The 16,225-nt window shown below is 65.5% G+C and carries 19 protein-coding genes and 2 tRNA genes; 13 read left to right on the top strand and 8 right to left on the bottom strand.

Annotation, left to right across the window (positions count from 1 at the left end; genetic code table 11):
• The first annotated feature begins 272 nt into the window (after nt 1–272).
• Nucleotides 273–989: an FCD domain-containing protein gene (locus G3O00_RS04705; protein ID WP_011351849.1), complete on the top strand. Its 717-nt coding sequence runs from the start codon at nt 273–275 to the stop codon at nt 987–989.
• Between the two features lie 101 nt (nt 990–1,090).
• A complete protein-coding gene (locus G3O00_RS04700) occupies nt 1,091–2,077 on the top strand; it encodes a Gfo/Idh/MocA family oxidoreductase (protein WP_206142243.1) in 987 nt (328 codons plus the stop codon).
• Nucleotides 2,078–2,129: 52 nt separating this feature from the next.
• On the opposite strand, the gene G3O00_RS04695 is transcribed toward G3O00_RS04700, so the two are convergent.
• From G3O00_RS04695 to G3O00_RS04665, 7 genes are all read right to left on the bottom strand, one after another.
• Nucleotides 2,130–2,822 carry an amino acid ABC transporter permease gene (locus G3O00_RS04695; protein WP_006484207.1) on the bottom strand — a complete coding sequence of 231 codons (693 nt, stop codon included), beginning with the start codon at nt 2,820–2,822 and terminating at the stop codon, nt 2,130–2,132.
• 122 nt (nt 2,823–2,944) lie between these two features.
• Entirely contained in the window at nt 2,945–3,739 is a 795-nt protein-coding gene (locus G3O00_RS04690) for a cystine ABC transporter substrate-binding protein (protein WP_174931607.1), read from the bottom strand.
• A 100-nt stretch (nt 3,740–3,839) separates the two neighbouring features.
• Complete coding sequence (locus G3O00_RS04685; protein WP_206142242.1) at nt 3,840–4,877, bottom strand: quinone-dependent dihydroorotate dehydrogenase; 1,038 nt, start codon at nt 4,875–4,877, stop codon at nt 3,840–3,842.
• A 98-nt stretch (nt 4,878–4,975) separates the two neighbouring features.
• Complete coding sequence (locus G3O00_RS04680; protein WP_011351853.1) at nt 4,976–5,806, bottom strand: arginyltransferase; 831 nt, start codon at nt 5,804–5,806, stop codon at nt 4,976–4,978.
• 33 nt (nt 5,807–5,839) lie between these two features.
• Entirely contained in the window at nt 5,840–6,604 is a 765-nt protein-coding gene (gene aat, locus G3O00_RS04675) for a leucyl/phenylalanyl-tRNA--protein transferase (protein ID WP_206142241.1), read from the bottom strand.
• Nucleotides 6,605–6,615: 11 nt separating this feature from the next.
• Nucleotides 6,616–7,161: an NUDIX hydrolase gene (locus tag G3O00_RS04670; RefSeq protein WP_011351855.1), complete on the bottom strand. Its 546-nt coding sequence runs from the start codon at nt 7,159–7,161 to the stop codon at nt 6,616–6,618.
• Between the two features lie 161 nt (nt 7,162–7,322).
• Nucleotides 7,323–7,399, bottom strand: a tRNA-Met gene (locus G3O00_RS04665).
• 197 nt (nt 7,400–7,596) lie between these two features.
• Here G3O00_RS04665 and G3O00_RS04660 point away from each other — a divergent pair.
• From G3O00_RS04660 to G3O00_RS04650, 3 genes are read left to right on the top strand one after another with little or no spacing between them, the layout of a single operon-like run.
• Complete coding sequence (locus G3O00_RS04660) at nt 7,597–8,094, top strand: heme-degrading domain-containing protein (RefSeq protein WP_011351856.1); 498 nt, start codon at nt 7,597–7,599, stop codon at nt 8,092–8,094.
• Between the two features lie 3 nt (nt 8,095–8,097).
• Nucleotides 8,098–8,436 carry a multidrug efflux SMR transporter gene (locus G3O00_RS04655; protein ID WP_011351857.1) on the top strand — a complete coding sequence of 113 codons (339 nt, stop codon included), beginning with the start codon at nt 8,098–8,100 and terminating at the stop codon, nt 8,434–8,436.
• 31 nt (nt 8,437–8,467) lie between these two features.
• Nucleotides 8,468–9,622 carry an enoyl-CoA hydratase/isomerase family protein gene (locus G3O00_RS04650; protein WP_206142240.1) on the top strand — a complete coding sequence of 385 codons (1,155 nt, stop codon included), beginning with the start codon at nt 8,468–8,470 and terminating at the stop codon, nt 9,620–9,622.
• Nucleotides 9,623–9,744: 122 nt separating this feature from the next.
• Here the strand turns inward: G3O00_RS04650 and G3O00_RS04645 are convergent, their stop codons facing one another.
• Nucleotides 9,745–10,173, bottom strand: a complete 429-nt coding sequence (locus G3O00_RS04645) for a hypothetical protein (protein WP_006484223.1) — start codon at nt 10,171–10,173, stop codon at nt 9,745–9,747.
• A 341-nt stretch (nt 10,174–10,514) separates the two neighbouring features.
• Between G3O00_RS04645 and ssuD the strand changes: the two genes are divergently transcribed.
• From ssuD to G3O00_RS04605, 8 genes are all read left to right on the top strand, one after another.
• Nucleotides 10,515–11,672, top strand: coding sequence for an FMNH2-dependent alkanesulfonate monooxygenase (gene ssuD, locus G3O00_RS04640; protein WP_011351859.1), 1,158 nt, complete (start codon nt 10,515–10,517; stop codon nt 11,670–11,672).
• Between the two features lie 17 nt (nt 11,673–11,689).
• Nucleotides 11,690–12,502 carry an aliphatic sulfonate ABC transporter permease SsuC gene (gene ssuC, locus G3O00_RS04635; protein WP_174931602.1) on the top strand — a complete coding sequence of 271 codons (813 nt, stop codon included), beginning with the start codon at nt 11,690–11,692 and terminating at the stop codon, nt 12,500–12,502.
• Entirely contained in the window at nt 12,499–13,458 is a 960-nt protein-coding gene (locus tag G3O00_RS04630) for an ATP-binding cassette domain-containing protein (RefSeq protein WP_206142239.1), read from the top strand. Before ssuC ends, G3O00_RS04630 begins: the two co-directional genes overlap by 4 nt.
• Nucleotides 13,459–13,515: 57 nt before the next feature.
• Complete coding sequence (locus G3O00_RS04625; RefSeq protein WP_011351862.1) at nt 13,516–13,731, top strand: TOBE domain-containing protein; 216 nt, start codon at nt 13,516–13,518, stop codon at nt 13,729–13,731.
• 142 nt (nt 13,732–13,873) lie between these two features.
• Complete coding sequence (locus G3O00_RS04620; RefSeq protein WP_027787628.1) at nt 13,874–14,071, top strand: hypothetical protein; 198 nt, start codon at nt 13,874–13,876, stop codon at nt 14,069–14,071.
• Nucleotides 14,072–14,126: 55 nt separating this feature from the next.
• The gene (locus G3O00_RS04615) at nt 14,127–14,372 is read left to right on the top strand and encodes a hypothetical protein (protein ID WP_011351864.1); all 246 of its coding nucleotides are present in this window, start codon (nt 14,127–14,129) and stop codon (nt 14,370–14,372) included.
• 130 nt (nt 14,373–14,502) lie between these two features.
• The gene (dusA, locus tag G3O00_RS04610; protein ID WP_241024954.1) at nt 14,503–15,489 is read left to right on the top strand and encodes a tRNA dihydrouridine(20/20a) synthase DusA; all 987 of its coding nucleotides are present in this window, start codon (nt 14,503–14,505) and stop codon (nt 15,487–15,489) included.
• 57 nt (nt 15,490–15,546) lie between these two features.
• Nucleotides 15,547–15,622, top strand: a tRNA-His gene (locus tag G3O00_RS04605).
• Nucleotides 15,623–16,225 lie beyond the last annotated feature (603 nt).

The following is a 16,225-nucleotide window of genomic DNA, read 5'->3' as shown; positions in this document are numbered from 1 at the left end:
AACAAGCAGTCCGTAATGACGTGTCACATGTCGTAATGGACTGAATGTTTAAATCTTGTGGAAATCGGGGCCCGGTAGGCGCAATGCGCTTCCCGGGCCTTATTTTTAGCCGTATAAATCACCCCGTCAAAAAGAGGGATAACCCTGTCAGGTGTTTACCAGATAGCGAAATATCCTCGAACTCATCAACTTATAGATCATAAGAACAGTCGTAACCAGGGCCGGCGGAACTGCGGAGCAGGTGTTCGCAAATCGACGCACGGGGAGGTGTCATGGAGCAGGGCAAAGACCGGTCACTGGTCGCCAAAGTGATGGATGGGCTTGTCTCGGGTATCGTCGAAGACAAGTACGGCGGCATCTTGCCGCCGCAGGACGTGCTGTCGAAAGAGTTCGATGTGAGTCGCACCGTGATGCGGGAAGCGCTATCGATGTTGCTTGCGCGCGACATGCTCGACGTGCGTCCGAAAGTCGGCACGCGCGTGCGGCCGATGCGCGACTGGCGGATGATCGACGAAGACGTGGTGAGCTGGCGATTCCGGGCGAAACCCGATCCGCAGTTCATGCGCGATGTCATCGAATTCCGGATGCTGATCGAACCGCGCGCAACCGCGCAGGCGGCGGTGCGTGCAACGGCTGCCGACATCGCGGGCATCCGCGAAGCGTTCGATGCGTTCAAGGTGCTGCAGCCGGGCGACCCCGGCTACGACACGGCGGACGAGTTGCTGCACACGCGCATCGTTCAGGCGAGCGGCAACCAGTTTTTCCAGCAGATGGCGGCGATCGTGCGCGGTGCGGTGCGTCTCGTGAATCCGCGTGTCGTGCAGAAGGAAGGTGCGCACGAGATCGTGGTGAAGGCACATGCGCGTGTGGTCGACGCGATCGAGCGTCGCGATCCGCGCGAAGCCGAAGCCGCATCGCTCGCGCTGATCGATTTCAGCGCCGACGAGATCTCGCGCGATTTCTCCGTCGACGTGCCTATGCGCGCCTGACGCTGCGCGTGTCGCTCATCCGTGTGCCGCCGGGCCGTTTATCATGACGACCGGCCGGCAGCGTGCCGGCCACCGTCATACGACCGACACGGAAGATCAGGATGAACGACAACGACCATCGCCCGGTGCGCTTCGGCATCGTCGGCGCAGGCAGCATTGCGCGCCGCTTCGCGCAAAGCCTCGCTCACGTGCCGGGCGCCACGCTTGCTGGTGCCTGGGCCCGCCGAACCGATGCCGCGGCAGCCTTTTGCGGAACGCACGGCGGTACGCCTGCCGAGAGTCTCGAAGCACTCCTGGCGAGCGATATCGACGCGGTTTACATCGCGACGCTCCATGACAGTCACGCGCAGTACACGCTGGCCGCGCTTGCTGCCGGCAAGGCCGTGCTGTGCGAAAAGCCCGCGACGCTGAACGCGGCGCAGCTCGACACCGTGCTGCGTGCGGCACGCGACGCCGGGCGGCTTTTCATGGAAGCGATGAAGCCGCCGTTCTTTCCGTTGTACCGTCAGCTGCGCGCGCATCTGCACGACGATCCGATCGGCGAGATCCGGCTCGTGCGGGCCGGGTGCGCGTCGTCGTCGGTACCGGACGACCATTCCGTCTATCGTCTCGATCGCGCGGGCGGCGCGCTGCTCGATATCGGGATCTACGAGACGTTTCTCGCGGTCGACTGGCTCGGCGCAGCGCGCGACGTGCAGACGCTCGGCCGCGTCGGCGCTACGGGTGTCGACCTGTTCGCCAGCCTGAACAGCGTGCACGCGAACGGCGGGATCGCGCAGCTCTTTTGCGGGCTCGACGTGATGGGGCGCGGCGACGCGCTGATCGCCGCGGCCGGCGGCCACGTGACGATTCACGAGAAGTGGTGGAACCCCGCGCGTGCGACGATTCGCTATGCGGACGGGCGCACCGTCGAACTCGATGCGCCGGTCGACGGTGGCGGGCTGAACTACGAGACCGCGCATTTCTGCGACCTGCTGCGCGCGGGCAAGACCGAAAGTCCGATCATGACGCACGACCATTCGCGGCAGATGATCGCGATGACCGATGCCGCGCGATCGGCGCTCGGCGTGCGTTATTCGGGGGAGTAAGCGGGAAGCGGGGTGCCGGGCGCGCGCGAGCGGCCCGGCGGACGGCATGCGCTCAGTGCCGCGACGGCAGCGACAGGCGCTTTTCGTACCAGCGTTGCACCCATTCGAGGATCTGGCACAGGATCCAGTACACGGCCGCGGCGGCGAGATAGAGCGGCAGCGGCTGATAGGTCGCCGCGATCACTTCCTGCGCGCTGCGCAGCAGTTCGGTCACGGTGATCACGGACACGAGCGAGGTGTCCTTGATCAGGCTGATCAGGCTGTTCGACAGGCTCGGCACCGCGATGCGCAGCGCCTGCGGGCCGATCACGTAGCGCAGCGTCTGCCCCCACGACAGCCCGAGGCTATACGCGGCGAGCCATTGGCCGCGCGCGATCCCGTTGATCGCACCGCGCATGCTTTCCGACATGTAGGCGGCGACGTTCGCCGACAGCGCGATGACGCCGGCGGGCGTCGGGTCGAGCGAGATGCCGAGGCTCGGCAGCCCGTAATAGATGACGAAGATCTGCACGAGCAGCGGCGTGCCGCGCATCAGGCTCACGTACGCGCGAGCCAGCCACGCGAGCGCGTTGACCCAGATGCGTTCGAAGCCGTCGAGTGCTTCGCTTTGCCGGATGCCCATCATCGCGAGCACGACGGCGCCAAGCAGGCCGAACACCATCGACAGCACGGCGAACTTGACGGTCAGAACGGCGCCCTGGGCGAGCACCGGCAGCGATTGGACGAGCAGGGACGTTGTCGACATGGAATACGAATCGAATGTGTGCGCGAAAGCGCAATCATAAACCGGACGAATAAAACAAAGGGCGGCATCGTTACGGATGCCGCCCTTTCCGGCCCGCCGTCAGGCGGGAAATGCAGGCGTGCTTACTTGATCGGCTTCGTCACGTCGATGCCGAACCACTTGTCCGAAATCTTCGTGAAGGTGCCGTCGGCTTCGAGTTGCGCCATTGCGTCGTCGATCGCCTTCTGGAATTTCGGGTTGCCCTTCTTGAACGGGATGCCCGACGGGTTCGCCGAGCCGACGTTCGCGCCCGGTCGCAGCGGCAGCTGCGAATTCTTCGTCAGGTACGCGAGCATCAGGCGGTCGTTGAGCGCCGCGTCGAGACGGCCGGCCGCGAGGTCGCGCAGGTACTCGGGGGCGCCCGGGTACGTCTTCACGTCGATGCCCGGCACCGACTTCGCCATGTCCATGTAGTTCGTGCCGAGCGCGACGCCGAGCTTCTTGCCTTTCAGGTCATCAAGCGACTTGAACTGGCGCGTGTCGTCGTTGCGCTGGATCAGTTGCGCGGACGAGTACGTGTACGCCGGCGAGAAGTCGAGCGTTTCCTTGCGCTTGTCGGTGATACCGACCTGGTTGGCGATCACGTCGAACTTGCCTGCCTGCAGGCCCGCGATGATGCCGCTCCATTCGGTCGTCACGAATTCGGCCTTCACGCCGAGCTTGGCGGCCACGGCCTTCGCGATGTCGACGTCGAAGCCGACGAGTTCGCCTTGCGGGTTCTTCGAGTTGAACGGCGGGAACGTGCCTTCGAGGCCGACCCGCAGCGTGCCGCGTTGTTTCACCTGGTCGAGGAGGTCGGCCGCATGCGCGGTGGCGGCAGCGAACGACGTGCCGATCAGGCCGGCAACCAGCAGCTTCTTCAGCAGCGCAATCTTCATCGTGTGTTTCCTTGCCCTGTCCGGGTCATTGATTCTGATAACGGGGTCGATGATAGCAAAAACACAATCGACCACTAAATACCGTTTGTTTATGCCTATATTACGCAGTGCGTTCGCGAGCGATGGCCTTCACGCATTCCGAGACGAGCGCGGGGCCGCGATAGATGAAGCCCGTATAGAGCTGCACGAGCGCCGCGCCGGCCGCGAGCTTGGCCCGGGCATCCTCACCCGAGAAAATGCCGCCGACACCGATGATCGGCACTGCGCTGCCGACTTCGGCGTGCAGCTTGCGGATCACTTCGTTCGACGCGTCGAACACGGGGCGGCCGGACAGGCCGCCGGCTTCGTCCGCATGCGGCAGGCCTTGAACGGCCGCGCGCGACAGCGTCGTGTTGGTGGCGATGACCGCCTCGATCTTGTGGCGCAGCAGCGTGTCGCCGATTTCCTTGACCTGTTCGTCGTCGAGATCGGGCGCGATCTTCAGCGCGAGCGGCACGAGCTTGCCGTGCAGGTCCGCGAGGCGCTGCTGCTTGTCCTTCAGCGCCGCGAGCAGTGCGTCGAGCTCGCCTGCGCCCTGCAGCTGGCGCAGGTTCTTCGTGTTCGGCGACGAGATGTTGATCGTCACGTAGCTCGCGAACGGGTACACGCGCTCGAGGCAGTACAGGTAGTCCTCGGCGGCGCGCTCGATCGGCGTATCGGCGTTCTTGCCGATGTTCAGGCCGAGGATGCCGCGATAGCGGGCGGCCTGGACGTTCTTCACGAACTGGTCGACGCCGTGGTTGTTGAAGCCCATCCGGTTGATCAGCGCTTCGGCCTGCGGCAGGCGGAACATCCGCGGGCGCGGGTTGCCGGGCTGCGCGCGCGGCGTGACCGTACCGACCTCGATGAAGCCGAAACCGAGCGCCGCAAGGCCGTCGATGGCCGCGCCGTCCTTGTCGAGACCGGCCGCGAGGCCGACCGGGTTGCGGAACGTGAGCCCCATCACGGTGCGCGGCGCGTCGGGCACGCGGGCCGACAGCGGGGAGGCAAGGCCCGGACGGCCGGCCGCGCCGAGTGCGGGCAGCGTGAGGTGGTGAGCGTCTTCCGCATCCATCTTGAACAGGGATGCGCGGGCCAGCGGATAGAGGGAACTGAACACGGGAATTGGGCGGACAGCCGGAATGAATGACAACCCGCTATTTTACCGGGAGTTGGGCGGCAGGGGCGCGCTTCGCTTCGTCATCCCCGCAGCGCGCGTCAGCCGGAGCCGGAATGCCCGCCCGGCAACGGCGCACGGGCCAGCGCCGCGTCGACGGGCGGCAGGTCGATCCGTTCCGGATCGAGTATCTTCCAGCGGCCGTCGATCAGCCCTTCGAGCGGGTGGAAGTTCGCCTTGTAGGCCATCTTCGGGCTCTCGCGGATCCAGTAGCCGAGGTACACGTAGGGCAGGCCCAGGCTTTTCGCCTGCTCGATCTGCCACAGGATGTTGTAAGTGCCGTAGCTCGTGTGCTGGTCGTCGGGCTCGAAGAACGTGTACACGGACGATAGCCCGTCGCCGAGGATGTCGATCATGCTGACCATGCGCAGCTTGCCGGGCTCGCCACCCGGAGCGTCGAGGTCGCGGAATTCGACGAGGCGCGAGTTGATCCGGCTCTGCAGCAGGAATTGCTCGTACTGGTCGCGGCTGTCGCGGTCCATGCCGCCGCCCGCGTGGCGCGCCGACTGGTAGCGCATATAGAGCGCGTAGTGCTCTTCGTCGTAGTGCAGCGGCGAAACCGTCGCGACGAGCGTGCGGTGCCGTTTCCACATCCGGCGCTGCGTGCGCGACGGCGCGAATGCGTCGACGGGGACGCGTACCGGCACACAGGCACGGCAGCCGTCACAGTACGGACGATACGTGAAGACGCCGGAGCGCCGGAAGCCGGCCTTGACGAGTTCGGTGTAGATGTCGGAATTGATCAGGTGGCTCGGCGTCGCGACTTGCGAGCGCGCGACGCGGCCGTCCAGATAGCTGCACGGATAGGGCGCCGTTGCATAGAATTGCAGCGCCGAAAGCGGTGAAAGCGGCAGCTCAGTCGGGTGAGTCATGGGCAGCTCTCGTTGCAGGGAGGGAGGGCCGCGCTAGCGCTCGATCCCGGAGGGGGCCGCCGTTTCGGCGCGGCCCGTCAGCGCGGCGAGCACGCGCTTGTCGAACTGCCACGGAATCGGCGGTTCGGCTACCGCGCTGCGCACGTGAGCGACAAAGGCCTTGCGTGCGATCTCGCGGCCGCCGAGCGACGCTAGATGCGACGTATTCTGCTGGCAGTCTATCATTTCCAGCCCCTGCTCGCGAAGGTGCGCGATGAGCGTGGCTAGCGCGATTTTCGATGCGTCAGTCGCGTCCGCATACATCGATTCGCCGAAAAACATCCGCCCGAACGACACGCCGTACAGGCCGCCGACGCGCCGCCCGTCGTGCCACGTCTCGATGCTGTGCGCGTTGCCGGAGCGGTAGAGTGACGTGTACGCGTCGATGATTTCGGCCGTGATCCATGTGCCGCGCTGCCCGCGGCGCGGCGCCTGCGCGCACGCGCGCATCACCCTCGGAAAGTCGTAGTCGACGCGCACTTCCCATTGGGGTTCGCGCAGCACGCGCTTCAGTGTCTTGCGCAGCGAAGGCGACACCTTGAATTCGGCCGGCACGAGGATCATGCGCGGGTCGGGGCTCCACCACAGCACGGGCTGGCCGTCCGAGTACCACGGGAAGATGCCGCGCAGGTACGCGTCGATGAGGCGCGACGGCAGCAGGTCGGCGCTCGCGGCGAGCAGCCCGGGCGCGCCGGTCGCGGGACCGAGCGCGCGCTCGATGGGCGGAAACGGATCGTCCGGGCCGAGCCAGGGGACCATGGGGCGGGGGCTCAGCCGTTGCGCAGCGAGCGGAAGATATCGCCGGTGTGCACGCCGTAGTCGCCCGCGGCGCGATCGGCGAAGAAGAATCGCAGGGTCTGGCTGACGGTCGGGAACGCGATCTCGTCCCACGGGATGTCGGCTTCGTCGAACAGCTTCACTTCGAGGCTTTCCTCGCCGGCTTCGAACGCCGGATCGGTGAGCCGCGCGAGGTAGAACAGGTGGACCTGGTGCACGTGCGGCACGTTGAGCAGCGTGAACAGGTTCTGCACCTCGACGCGCGCGCCGGCTTCCTCGAGCGTTTCGCGTGCGGCAGCTTCAGCCGTCGTCTCGCCCATTTCCATGAAGCCCGCGGGCAGCGTCCAGAACCCGTAGCGCGGTTCGATCGCGCGGCGGCACAGCAGGATCTGATCGCCCCAGACCGGGACCGTGCCGACGACGTTGCGCGGATTCTGATAGTGGATCGTGCCGCAGTGATCGCAGACGAAGCGCTCGCGGTTGTCGCCCGGAGGAATGCGCGCGATGACTTCGTGACCGCAGACGGAGCAGAATTTCATGTCGAGTGGAAGGGACGAGGTGATGCGAGTGTATCACCGGGGCGCGGCATTCTTGAACGCCTGCGCGTGCAGGCCGCGTGTCGCGCGAAGCGGGGCGGGGAGTGCGACGGAAAAACAAAAAGCCCGGCACTGGGCCGGGCTTTTTGCGTAATTCTGGACGTTGGTTGCGGGGGTAGGATTTGAACCTACGACCTTCGGGTTATGAGCCCGACGAGCTGCCAGACTGCTCCACCCCGCGTCCGTCGAAGAAATAAATTATAAGGAGTAACCCGCATGCGTGCAAGCGTTTTCTGACAATTTCTTGTCGTTGCTTGTGGGGCCGGTACCGCGGGTGCGTGCGCTAGAATCGAGCGGTTTGTTTCGTTTATTCGGCAGCGGGGCCGTGCGCGATCGCTTCGGCGCTGTTGCGACTCTCATTACTGTATCGACGGATTCATGGACATCGCTCACGATCTGCAATCGATCGGCGCGCAGGAACAGGCGCTTGTATTTCCCCATTTCGACCCGGCCCGCGCGTGGGCGCTCGGCAACCGGATGCACGCGCTCGCGACGTCGCGCGGCCATGCGATCGCAATCGACATCGTCACGTTCGGCCAGCCGCTGTTCTACGCGGCGCTCGCAGGAGCCACGCCGGACAATGCCGACTGGGTGCGCCGCAAGCGCAACGTCGTCGCGCATTTCCGCCGCAGCTCGTACGCGATCGGCCTGCGCATGCAGCAGGCGGGCGCGACGCTTGCCGACAAGCACGGGCTGCCGATCGCCGAATATTCGCCGCATGGCGGCTCGTTCCCGCTGACCGTCGCCGGTGCCGGCGTAATCGGCTCGATCACGGCGTCGGGGCTGCCGCAGCGCGCGGACCACGAATTCGTCGTCGAGGCGCTGTGTGCCGAGCTCGGCCACGACTACGCCGTGCTGGCCCTCGCCAGGAGCTGAGCGATGCAACTGCCCGGTTACGCATGGCTCGCGATCGCGATCGTCGCGGAAGTGATCGGTACGTCGGCGCTGCGCGCGGCGGACGGCTTCACGCGCCTCTGGCCGTCGTTGCTGGTCGTCGCCGGCTACGGCATCGCGTTCTACTGCCTGTCGCTCACGTTGCGCACGATGCCCGTCGGCATCATCTATGCGGTCTGGTCGGGCGCGGGCATCGTGCTGATCACGCTCGTCGCGATGCTGCTCTATCGCCAGGTGCCGGACCTGCCGGCCGTGATCGGCCTCGGCCTGATCGTCGCCGGCGTCGTGGTGTTGAACCTGTTTTCGAAGATGCAGGCGCACTGAGCGTGCGACTGCCATTTGCCGGATGACCCTCATGACCGATTCCACTTCCGCTGCCGTTTCCGCCGAATCCACTCAGCCCGATGTACGCGCGTATGTCGCGAACCGCATCGGCTTTCTCGAACTGAACCGGCCGAAGGCGCTGAACGCGCTGTCGGTCGGCATGATCCGGCTGATGCAGCAGGCGCTCGATGCGTGGCGCGACGATCCCGAGGTCGTCGCGGTCGTCGTGCACAGCCCGCATCCGCGCGCGTTCTGCGCGGGCGGCGACGTGCGCTTCTTCCACGATGCGTGGCAGCGCGGCGACCGCGATGCGGTCGACACGTTCTTCATCGAGGAATACACGCTCAACCACACCATCTTCGCGTATCCGAAGCCCTATATCGCGCTGATGCACGGCGTCGTGATGGGCGGCGGCATGGGGATTTCGCAGGCGGCGCGGCATACGGGCGGCCTGCGTGTCGTGACCGACTCGACGAAGATGGCGATGCCGGAAACGCGTATCGGCCTGTTCCCGGACGTCGGGATGAGCTGGTTCCTCGCGCGCACGCCCGGTGCGATCGGCCGCTATCTCGCCGTGACCGGCGCGACGCTCGACGCGGCCGGCGCGCTATACGCGCAGCTCGCCGACGTCTATCTGCCCGATGCCGCGCTGCCGGCGCTGCTCGATACGCTGCGCAGCGCGCGTATCGACAGCGGTGAGCAGGCCGTTGCGTGCGTGGCCGAGGCCGCCGCCGCGCACAAGGTCGTGCCGACGCCCGACACGTCGGCGCTGGCCGACGCGCGTACCGGGATCGACCGGCATTTCGCGCAGCCGGACATCGGCGCGATCCTCGCGTCGCTCGACGCCGACCAGGATTGCGCGGCCGTCGACGGATGGATCGAGAAGGCGACCCATGCGATGCGCGAACAGTTGTCGCCGTTGTCGATGGCCGTGTCGCTGGAAGTCGTCGAACGCGCACGCGGCGCAACGATGGCCGACTGCCTGCGGCGCGATCTCGATCTCACGCGCTCGACGTTCGCGCGCGGCGACGTGATCGAAGGCGTGCGCGCGCTGATCGTCGACAAGGACCACCAGCCGGTCTGGCGCTTCAAGTCGTCCGCCGATATCGATCGCGCGGACGTGCTCGCGATGTTCGACAGCCCGTGGACGCCGGATACGCATCCGCTGCGGAAACTGCACGACTGACGCCGGTCGGACTGATCGAAGCGCGAGCTGGAAACGAAAAGGCCGCCTGCACATGCAGGCGGCCTTTTTCATGGGTGTCGACCGTTTGGGGGGGGGCGACGAGCGTAGCGCTTGCGCCCGCGTTACTCGTCGCCTGCGTCGTCCGACATGAACGCACGCATGAACACGAGCGCGCCGAAGCCCCACACCGCGTTCGCCGCGAAGCCGGCCGCAAGCACGGGCATCATGTTGCCCGACGGCCAGATACCGCGCAGCGGATCGATCGCGAATACGCGGGCGGCCGTCAGCACGATGCCGCCGAACACGAGCGCGCCGATCCATGAGGCCTCACGTTCCGGCGACACGCGCAGCAGCCACGCCATCGGGATCGCGCAGCACGCGCTGATCAGCGCATTCGCGACAAATTCAGGAATGCCGAGCGGCGCGAACGGCTGCGTGGAGAAGCCGGTTGCGGCGATCAGGTCGGCCGTATGAAGGAGTGCGAGCGTAGCTTCGCGGAAGAACAGGGCGGCCAGGAAGCCGGACAGGAATGGCAGGATGACTTTCTGCATCGATGAGTGCACCGCAGGCGCGCACGGCCGGGGCCGTCCGCGCGGAGTTATTCGGATAGGTGCGTCATTATAGGGCCCGCCCGCCGCGATATTCGCTCCAGCGTCGTGCTAATCACGAAAGCGGAAAACCTAAGCTCAAAAAAATCGTTCCAAAGCCCTGCACCGATCCCTAGACTGATTTCCCAGAAACAGCCGTGCAATCGCGTCCTCGCCCGCTGCACGGCCTGACCGGCGAGCCATCCCGATTCGAACGCACACCATGCATGCGCCGCTCATTCGCGACGCGAGCAGGGCGGTGTTTTTTCCAAATTCCGGCAAGGACAGTCAAGCAGGAGCAGCAGATGAATGTGTTCTGGTTTATCCCCACGCATGGCGACAGCCGCTATCTCGGTACGGCCGAAGGTGCGCGCGCCGCGGATTACGATTACTTCAAGCAGGTCGCGGTGGCGGCCGATACGCTCGGCTACGAAGGCGTGCTGCTGCCGACCGGCCGTTCCTGCGAGGATGCGTGGGTCGTTGCATCGAGTCTGATCCCGGCGACGCAGCGCCTGAAGTTCCTGGTCGCGATCCGTCCCGGCATCGCATCGCCGGGGCTGTCGGCGCGGATGGCCGCGACGTTCGACCGCCTGTCGGGCGGCCGCCTGCTGATCAACGTCGTGACGGGCGGCGATGCCGCCGAGCTCGAAGGCGACGGCCTGTTCGCGGATCACGACACGCGCTACGAAATTACCGACGACTTCCTGAACATCTGGCGCGGGCTGCTGTCCGCGTCGCACGACAACGGCGGGTTCGACTACATCGGCAAGCACCTGCAGTCGAAGGGTGGCAAGGCGCTTTATCCGCCCGTGCAGCGTCCGCATCCGCCGCTGTGGTTCGGCGGTTCGTCGCCGGCTGCGCATGAGATCGCGGCCGATCACATCGACACCTACCTGACCTGGGGCGAGCCGCCCGCGGCCGTTGCGAAGAAGATCGCCGATATTCGCGCCCGCGCGGAGGCACGGGGCCGCAAGATCAAGTTTGGTATTCGTCTGCACGTGATCGTGCGCGAGACCGAAGATGAAGCATGGCGCGACGCCGAGCGCCTGATCAGCCGCCTCGACGACGAAACCATCGCACGTGCGCAGAAGGCGTTCGCGAACATGGATTCGGAAGGCCAGCGCCGGATGGCCGCGCTGCACGGCGGCAAGCGCGGCGGCCGCGAGGCGCTCGAGGTGTATCCGAACCTGTGGGCAGGCGTCGGTCTCGTGCGCGGCGGCGCGGGCACCGCGCTCGTCGGCAATCCGGAGCAGGTCGCGGAGCGCATGCGCGAGTATGCGGATCTCGGCATCGAGACCTTCATCCTGTCCGGCTATCCGCACCTGGAAGAGTCGTACCGGTTCGCGGAACTCGTGTTCCCGCTGATCAAGGGCAACGGCGCGGCGAAGGCGACCGGCCCGCTGTCGGGCCCGTTCGGCGAGATCGTCGGCAACAGCTATCTGCCGAAAGCGGCCCAGAGCTGAGCGACAGGAGGCCTGCGATGACAACGAAAACGTCGACGACGGGTGCGGCCGTGGCCGCCCGCGCATGGCGCGGCGTCGCACCGTGGCTCGTGCCGCTTGCGCTGCTGGTGGCATGGGAAGTCGGTGCGCGCATCGGTTGGCTGTCGACCCGCGTGCTGCCCGAACCCGTGGCGGTCGTGCGAGCGGCCTGGTCGCTCGTGACGTCGGGTGAAATGTGGGCGAACGTGAAGGTCAGCACCTGGCGCGCGCTGTTCGGTTTCGTGATCGGCGGTGGCGTCGGTCTCGCGCTGGGGCTCGCGACCGGCTTGTCGAAGGCAGCCGAGGTCGCGCTCGATTCGACGATCCAGATGATCCGCAACATCCCGGCGCTCGCGATGATTCCGCTGGTGATCCTGTGGTTCGGCATCGACGAGAAGGCGAAGCTGTTCCTCGTTGCGCTCGGCGTGTTCTTCCCGGTCTACATCAACACGTATCACGGGATCCGCTCGGTCGACGCGAACCTGATCGAGATGGCGAAGAGCTATGGCGTGCGCGGTTTTGCGCTGTACCGCGACGTGATCCTGCCCGGTGCGTTGCCGTCGATCCTCGTCGGCGTGCGCTTTGCGCTCGGGCTGATGTGGGTGATGCTGATCGTCGCGGAAACGATTTCTGCGCAGTCGGGCATCGGCTACATGACGATGAACGCACGTGAATTCCTGCAAACCGACGTGGTGGTGGTCGGCATCCTGCTGTACGCGGTGCTCGGCAAGCTGGCCGACGTGCTGGCGAAATGGCTCGAGCGCGTGACGCTGCGCTGGCACCCCGCTTATCAATCAGGAGCAAAGGCATGAATGCGACGACTTCGGCGGCCGCCTACGGCCTGCTCGCCGGCGCAGACCTCGAGGCCGAACTGGCGCAGGCGCGTGTCGCGGACGGCGACGCGCGGGACGCGGCGGTCCTTGAACGTGACGGCAGTGCATCCGTCGTTCCGCTCGCGCGGCGACGGCCAGGCAGCCCGGCATCCGACGATGCAGTGACACTGTCGGGCGTCAGCAAGCGCTTCGGGGCACGCACGGTGCTCGACAACGTCCAGCTCGGCATCGCACGCGGCAGCTTCGTCGCGATCGTCGGCCGCAGCGGCTGCGGGAAATCGACCCTGCTGCGTCTCGTTGCAGGGCTCGAGCAGCCGAGCAGCGGCGCGCTCGAGACGCGCGGCGAGGGTGGTGGCGAACTCGATACGCGGATCATGTACCAGGATGCGCGCCTGCTGCCGTGGAAGACCGTGCTGCAGAACGTGATGCTGGGCCTCGGGCGCGGCGCGCGCGACCAGGCACGCGCGGTGCTCGATGAAGTCGGCCTGCTGGAGCGTGCGAACGACTGGCCCGCGCAACTGTCGGGCGGCCAGCGGCAGCGTGTCGCACTGGCCCGCGCGCTCGTGCACCGGCCCCAACTGCTGTTGCTCGACGAGCCGCTCGGCGCGCTCGACGCGCTGACCCGCATCGAGATGCATGCGCTGATCGAGCGGTTGTGGCGTGAGCACCGATTCACCGCGCTCCTCGTCACGCACGACGTGCAGGAGGCGGTCGCGCTCGGCGACCGCATCCTGCTTATCGAGCAGGGACGAGTGGCGCTGGATCAGCCGGTGCCGCTCGACCGGCCGCGCGCCCGCGCATCGGCGGCATTTGCAGCGCTGGAGGATCGCGTGCTGAAGCGCGTGCTCGCCGGCGGGCCCGGTGCGTCCGACCACGGCGCACCGCATGAGGCAGACAACGTTCGACCGGTCGGGCAGATCCGCTGGGCCGTTTAAATCCGGGCGGCAGCGGCCGCCCGTTCTGAGATCTTTTTCTTCGGAGCGATCAACCTGATGAGCATCATCGCAATCAACGTACGTAACCAGTTCAAGGGCAAGGTCAAGGAGATCATTCGCGGATCGGTGGTCTCCGAGGTCGACGTCGAGACGCCGTTCGGCATCGTCACGTCGGTGATCACGACCCGTTCGGTTGACGAACTCGAACTGAAGGTGGGCGCGGAAGTCGTCGCGCTCGTGAAATCGACCGAAGTATCGATCGCGCGCCTCTGAGCCCGCGTGTCCTGCACCGGCGCGGCGCCGCGGGCAACCTGCCCGTTGGCGCCGTCCGGCATTTGCGCAGCGCGTTTGCCTTGGTATTCGACGTCCGGACGAAGTGCTAGGATGGAGCGACACCGATGCCGGAGGCCAACGCATGACCCCCATCCTTTCCCCCGAAGCCATCGAGGCGCTGAAATGGATCGACCAGTTCGGTGAAAGCCGGCCGGTTCCCGCTGCGTTCGACGACGTCGTCTACGCGTTGCTGAACGAGGGGCTGATCTACCAGGCAGCGGCCGATCGGGTCGACCTGACGGCCGATGGCAAATCCTTTTTATCCGACGAATACGATTGAGCGCCCGGCGCCGGCCGCGCGGGCGGCCTGGCGCTGCGTCGCCACGGAGCGTGCGATGGAACCGAGAGGCAGCGACCTCGGCGATTTCAGCGAGCCGTACCGCGGTTTCGAGATCGAGGTGAAGACCGAGCAGGTCTGGGACGGCGAGCATGCGCATTACCGCGTGTTGCAGGGCGATGCCGTGCGGATCGACTGGCGGCTCGTCAAGGTCGACGGGATACTGCTGACCGAACGACGCGTGATCGAGCGCGTGCTCGACGAGGCGCGGCGGGCGGTCGATGCGGAGCTGGGCGAGGGGTAGCACGCGTGTCGGGCAGGCAGGGCCCGTGTTGCGGTAAAATGCCGGGTTGTTTCCGTGCCGCCTGGCCTGTTGCCCGAAATCCATGTCCGTACCGTCTTCGCTTCCTCCCCGCCGCGTATCCGTCGCGCCCATGCTCGACTGGACCGATCGCCATTGCCGGTCGTTCCACCGTACGCTGACGCGCGACACGTGGCTGTATACGGAGATGATCACGACGGGCGCGCTGCTGTTCGGCGATGCCCAGCGGCATCTCGCGTTCACGCCGAACGAGTCGCCGGTCGCGCTTCAACTGGGCGGCAGCGAGCGCGACGATCTCGCGCGCGCGGCGAAGCTCGGCGAGCAGTGGGGCTACGACGAAATCAACCTGAATTGCGGATGCCCGTCGGAGCGCGTGCAGCGCGGCGCGTTCGGCGCGTGCCTGATGAACGAGCCGCCGCTCGTCGCCGACTGCGTGAAGGCGATGCGCGACGCGGTGTCGGTGCCGGTCACGGTCAAGCACCGGATCGGGGTCGACGCGGTCGAAGACTACGCATTCGTGCGCGACTTCGTCGGCACGGTGGCCGAGGCTGGCTGCGAAACGTTCGTCGTGCATGCGCGCAATGCGATCCTGAAGGGGTTGTCGCCGAAGGAGAATCGCGAGATCCCGCCGCTCAAGTACGACTATGCGTATCAGTTGAAGCGCGATTTTCCGTCGCTCGAGATCGTCATCAACGGTGGCATCACGACGCTCGACGAGGTTGCGCAGCATCTCGAGCATGTCGACGGCGTGATGCTCGGCCGCGAGGCGTATCACAACCCGTACGTGCTCGCGGAGGTTGATGCGCGCTTCTACGGATCGACCGATGCGGTGCCGACGCGCGAAGAGGCCGAGGCAAAGCTGATCGAATACTGCGCGGCCGAACTGAAGCGCGGGACCTACCTCGGCGCGATCGTGCGGCACGCGCTCGGGTTGTATCGTGGCATGCCCGGCGCACGCGGTTGGCGTCGTGTGCTGTCCGACAACAAGAAGCTTGCGCGTGCCGATCTGGCCGTGTTCGACGAGGCGCGCGCGCATCTGAACGAGGTCGAAGAAGTTTTTGCAAAAAAAGCTTTGCAAGATTCAAAAGTGTTCGTATAATCTTGTTCTTCGCTGCTGAAACACAAAAGCAGCGAAGAACAAAAAGCAGTAACAGTGGTGGCTGTAGCTCAGTTGGTAGAGTCCAGGATTGTGATTCCTGTCGTCGTGGGTTCGAGTCCCATCAGCCACCCCAAAGAATGCATTAACAAAACAGGCGCTTAGGCGCCTGTTTTGCTTTGCGCGGGACAACTCGAGGGCAATAACGTCGATTCGAGCCTCGCCATCTCCAGAGCGTTCTGCTCGCCATCCATTCACTTCGCGTACGTTGTCTGAACCGTCACGATGTTGTGCTCGGGTTGAATCACGCACAGGGTCGGTGTCATGCCGCCGCGGCATATTGCTGTCGCGCGTGGCCATACCGTACGTCGTCTCGGCGGCGTCGCGTATTTCGAGCAGCTTCAAACAGGTATTCGAAGTGGCATCGAAACACGCTCATCTTCTCGGTGCGTGCCGTACCTCAGGTTGCAGCGTCAGGAATCTGCGTGAACGAGCGCAGCCGTTCCAATGCGCCGAGAGGAGCAGCCGATCAACTTTTCAGTTCCGTTTTATGTACTCAACGATGGCAGCATAGCTGCAGCGAGAGGCGGTGACGGCGCGGCCATCGACTGACGGCGCTGGAATAATGCGCGCAGATGGTGGCACAGCGTCCGTCGGGAATTGACGGGTTCCGCACGTTTAGAATTCGAGTCTTTTCGGACAATCCATGCGCTGAAAGAATAGGGATGTGATCCAGGGC

The organism is Burkholderia sp. Ac-20384, from assembly GCF_017104605.1.
Taxonomy (GTDB): Bacteria; Pseudomonadota; Gammaproteobacteria; order Burkholderiales; family Burkholderiaceae; genus Burkholderia; species Burkholderia lata.
The sequence above is the reverse complement of the archived record's forward strand: the minus strand, read 5'-3'. Positions and strand labels throughout refer to the sequence as shown.

Coding starts and splice junctions, on each gene's coding strand:
- G3O00_RS04705 (WP_011351849.1), top strand. CDS start 273: ATGGAGCAGGGCAAAGACCGGTCACTGGTCGCCAAAGTGATGGATGGG.
- G3O00_RS04700 (WP_206142243.1), top strand. CDS start 1,091: ATGAACGACAACGACCATCGCCCGGTGCGCTTCGGCATCGTCGGCGCA.
- G3O00_RS04695 (WP_006484207.1), bottom strand. CDS start 2,822: ATGTCGACAACGTCCCTGCTCGTCCAATCGCTGCCGGTGCTCGCCCAG.
- G3O00_RS04690 (WP_174931607.1), bottom strand. CDS start 3,739: ATGAAGATTGCGCTGCTGAAGAAGCTGCTGGTTGCCGGCCTGATCGGC.
- G3O00_RS04680 (WP_011351853.1), bottom strand. CDS start 5,806: ATGACTCACCCGACTGAGCTGCCGCTTTCACCGCTTTCGGCGCTGCAA.
- aat (WP_206142241.1), bottom strand. CDS start 6,604: ATGGTCCCCTGGCTCGGCCCGGACGATCCGTTTCCGCCCATCGAGCGC.
- G3O00_RS04670 (WP_011351855.1), bottom strand. CDS start 7,161: ATGAAATTCTGCTCCGTCTGCGGTCACGAAGTCATCGCGCGCATTCCT.
- G3O00_RS04660 (WP_011351856.1), top strand. CDS start 7,597: ATGGACATCGCTCACGATCTGCAATCGATCGGCGCGCAGGAACAGGCG.
- G3O00_RS04655 (WP_011351857.1), top strand. CDS start 8,098: ATGCAACTGCCCGGTTACGCATGGCTCGCGATCGCGATCGTCGCGGAA.
- G3O00_RS04650 (WP_206142240.1), top strand. CDS start 8,468: ATGACCGATTCCACTTCCGCTGCCGTTTCCGCCGAATCCACTCAGCCC.
- G3O00_RS04645 (WP_006484223.1), bottom strand. CDS start 10,173: ATGCAGAAAGTCATCCTGCCATTCCTGTCCGGCTTCCTGGCCGCCCTG.
- ssuD (WP_011351859.1), top strand. CDS start 10,515: ATGAATGTGTTCTGGTTTATCCCCACGCATGGCGACAGCCGCTATCTC.
- ssuC (WP_174931602.1), top strand. CDS start 11,690: ATGACAACGAAAACGTCGACGACGGGTGCGGCCGTGGCCGCCCGCGCA.
- G3O00_RS04630 (WP_206142239.1), top strand. CDS start 12,499: ATGAATGCGACGACTTCGGCGGCCGCCTACGGCCTGCTCGCCGGCGCA.
- G3O00_RS04625 (WP_011351862.1), top strand. CDS start 13,516: ATGAGCATCATCGCAATCAACGTACGTAACCAGTTCAAGGGCAAGGTC.
- G3O00_RS04620 (WP_027787628.1), top strand. CDS start 13,874: ATGACCCCCATCCTTTCCCCCGAAGCCATCGAGGCGCTGAAATGGATC.
- G3O00_RS04615 (WP_011351864.1), top strand. CDS start 14,127: ATGGAACCGAGAGGCAGCGACCTCGGCGATTTCAGCGAGCCGTACCGC.
- dusA (WP_241024954.1), top strand. CDS start 14,503: ATGCTCGACTGGACCGATCGCCATTGCCGGTCGTTCCACCGTACGCTG.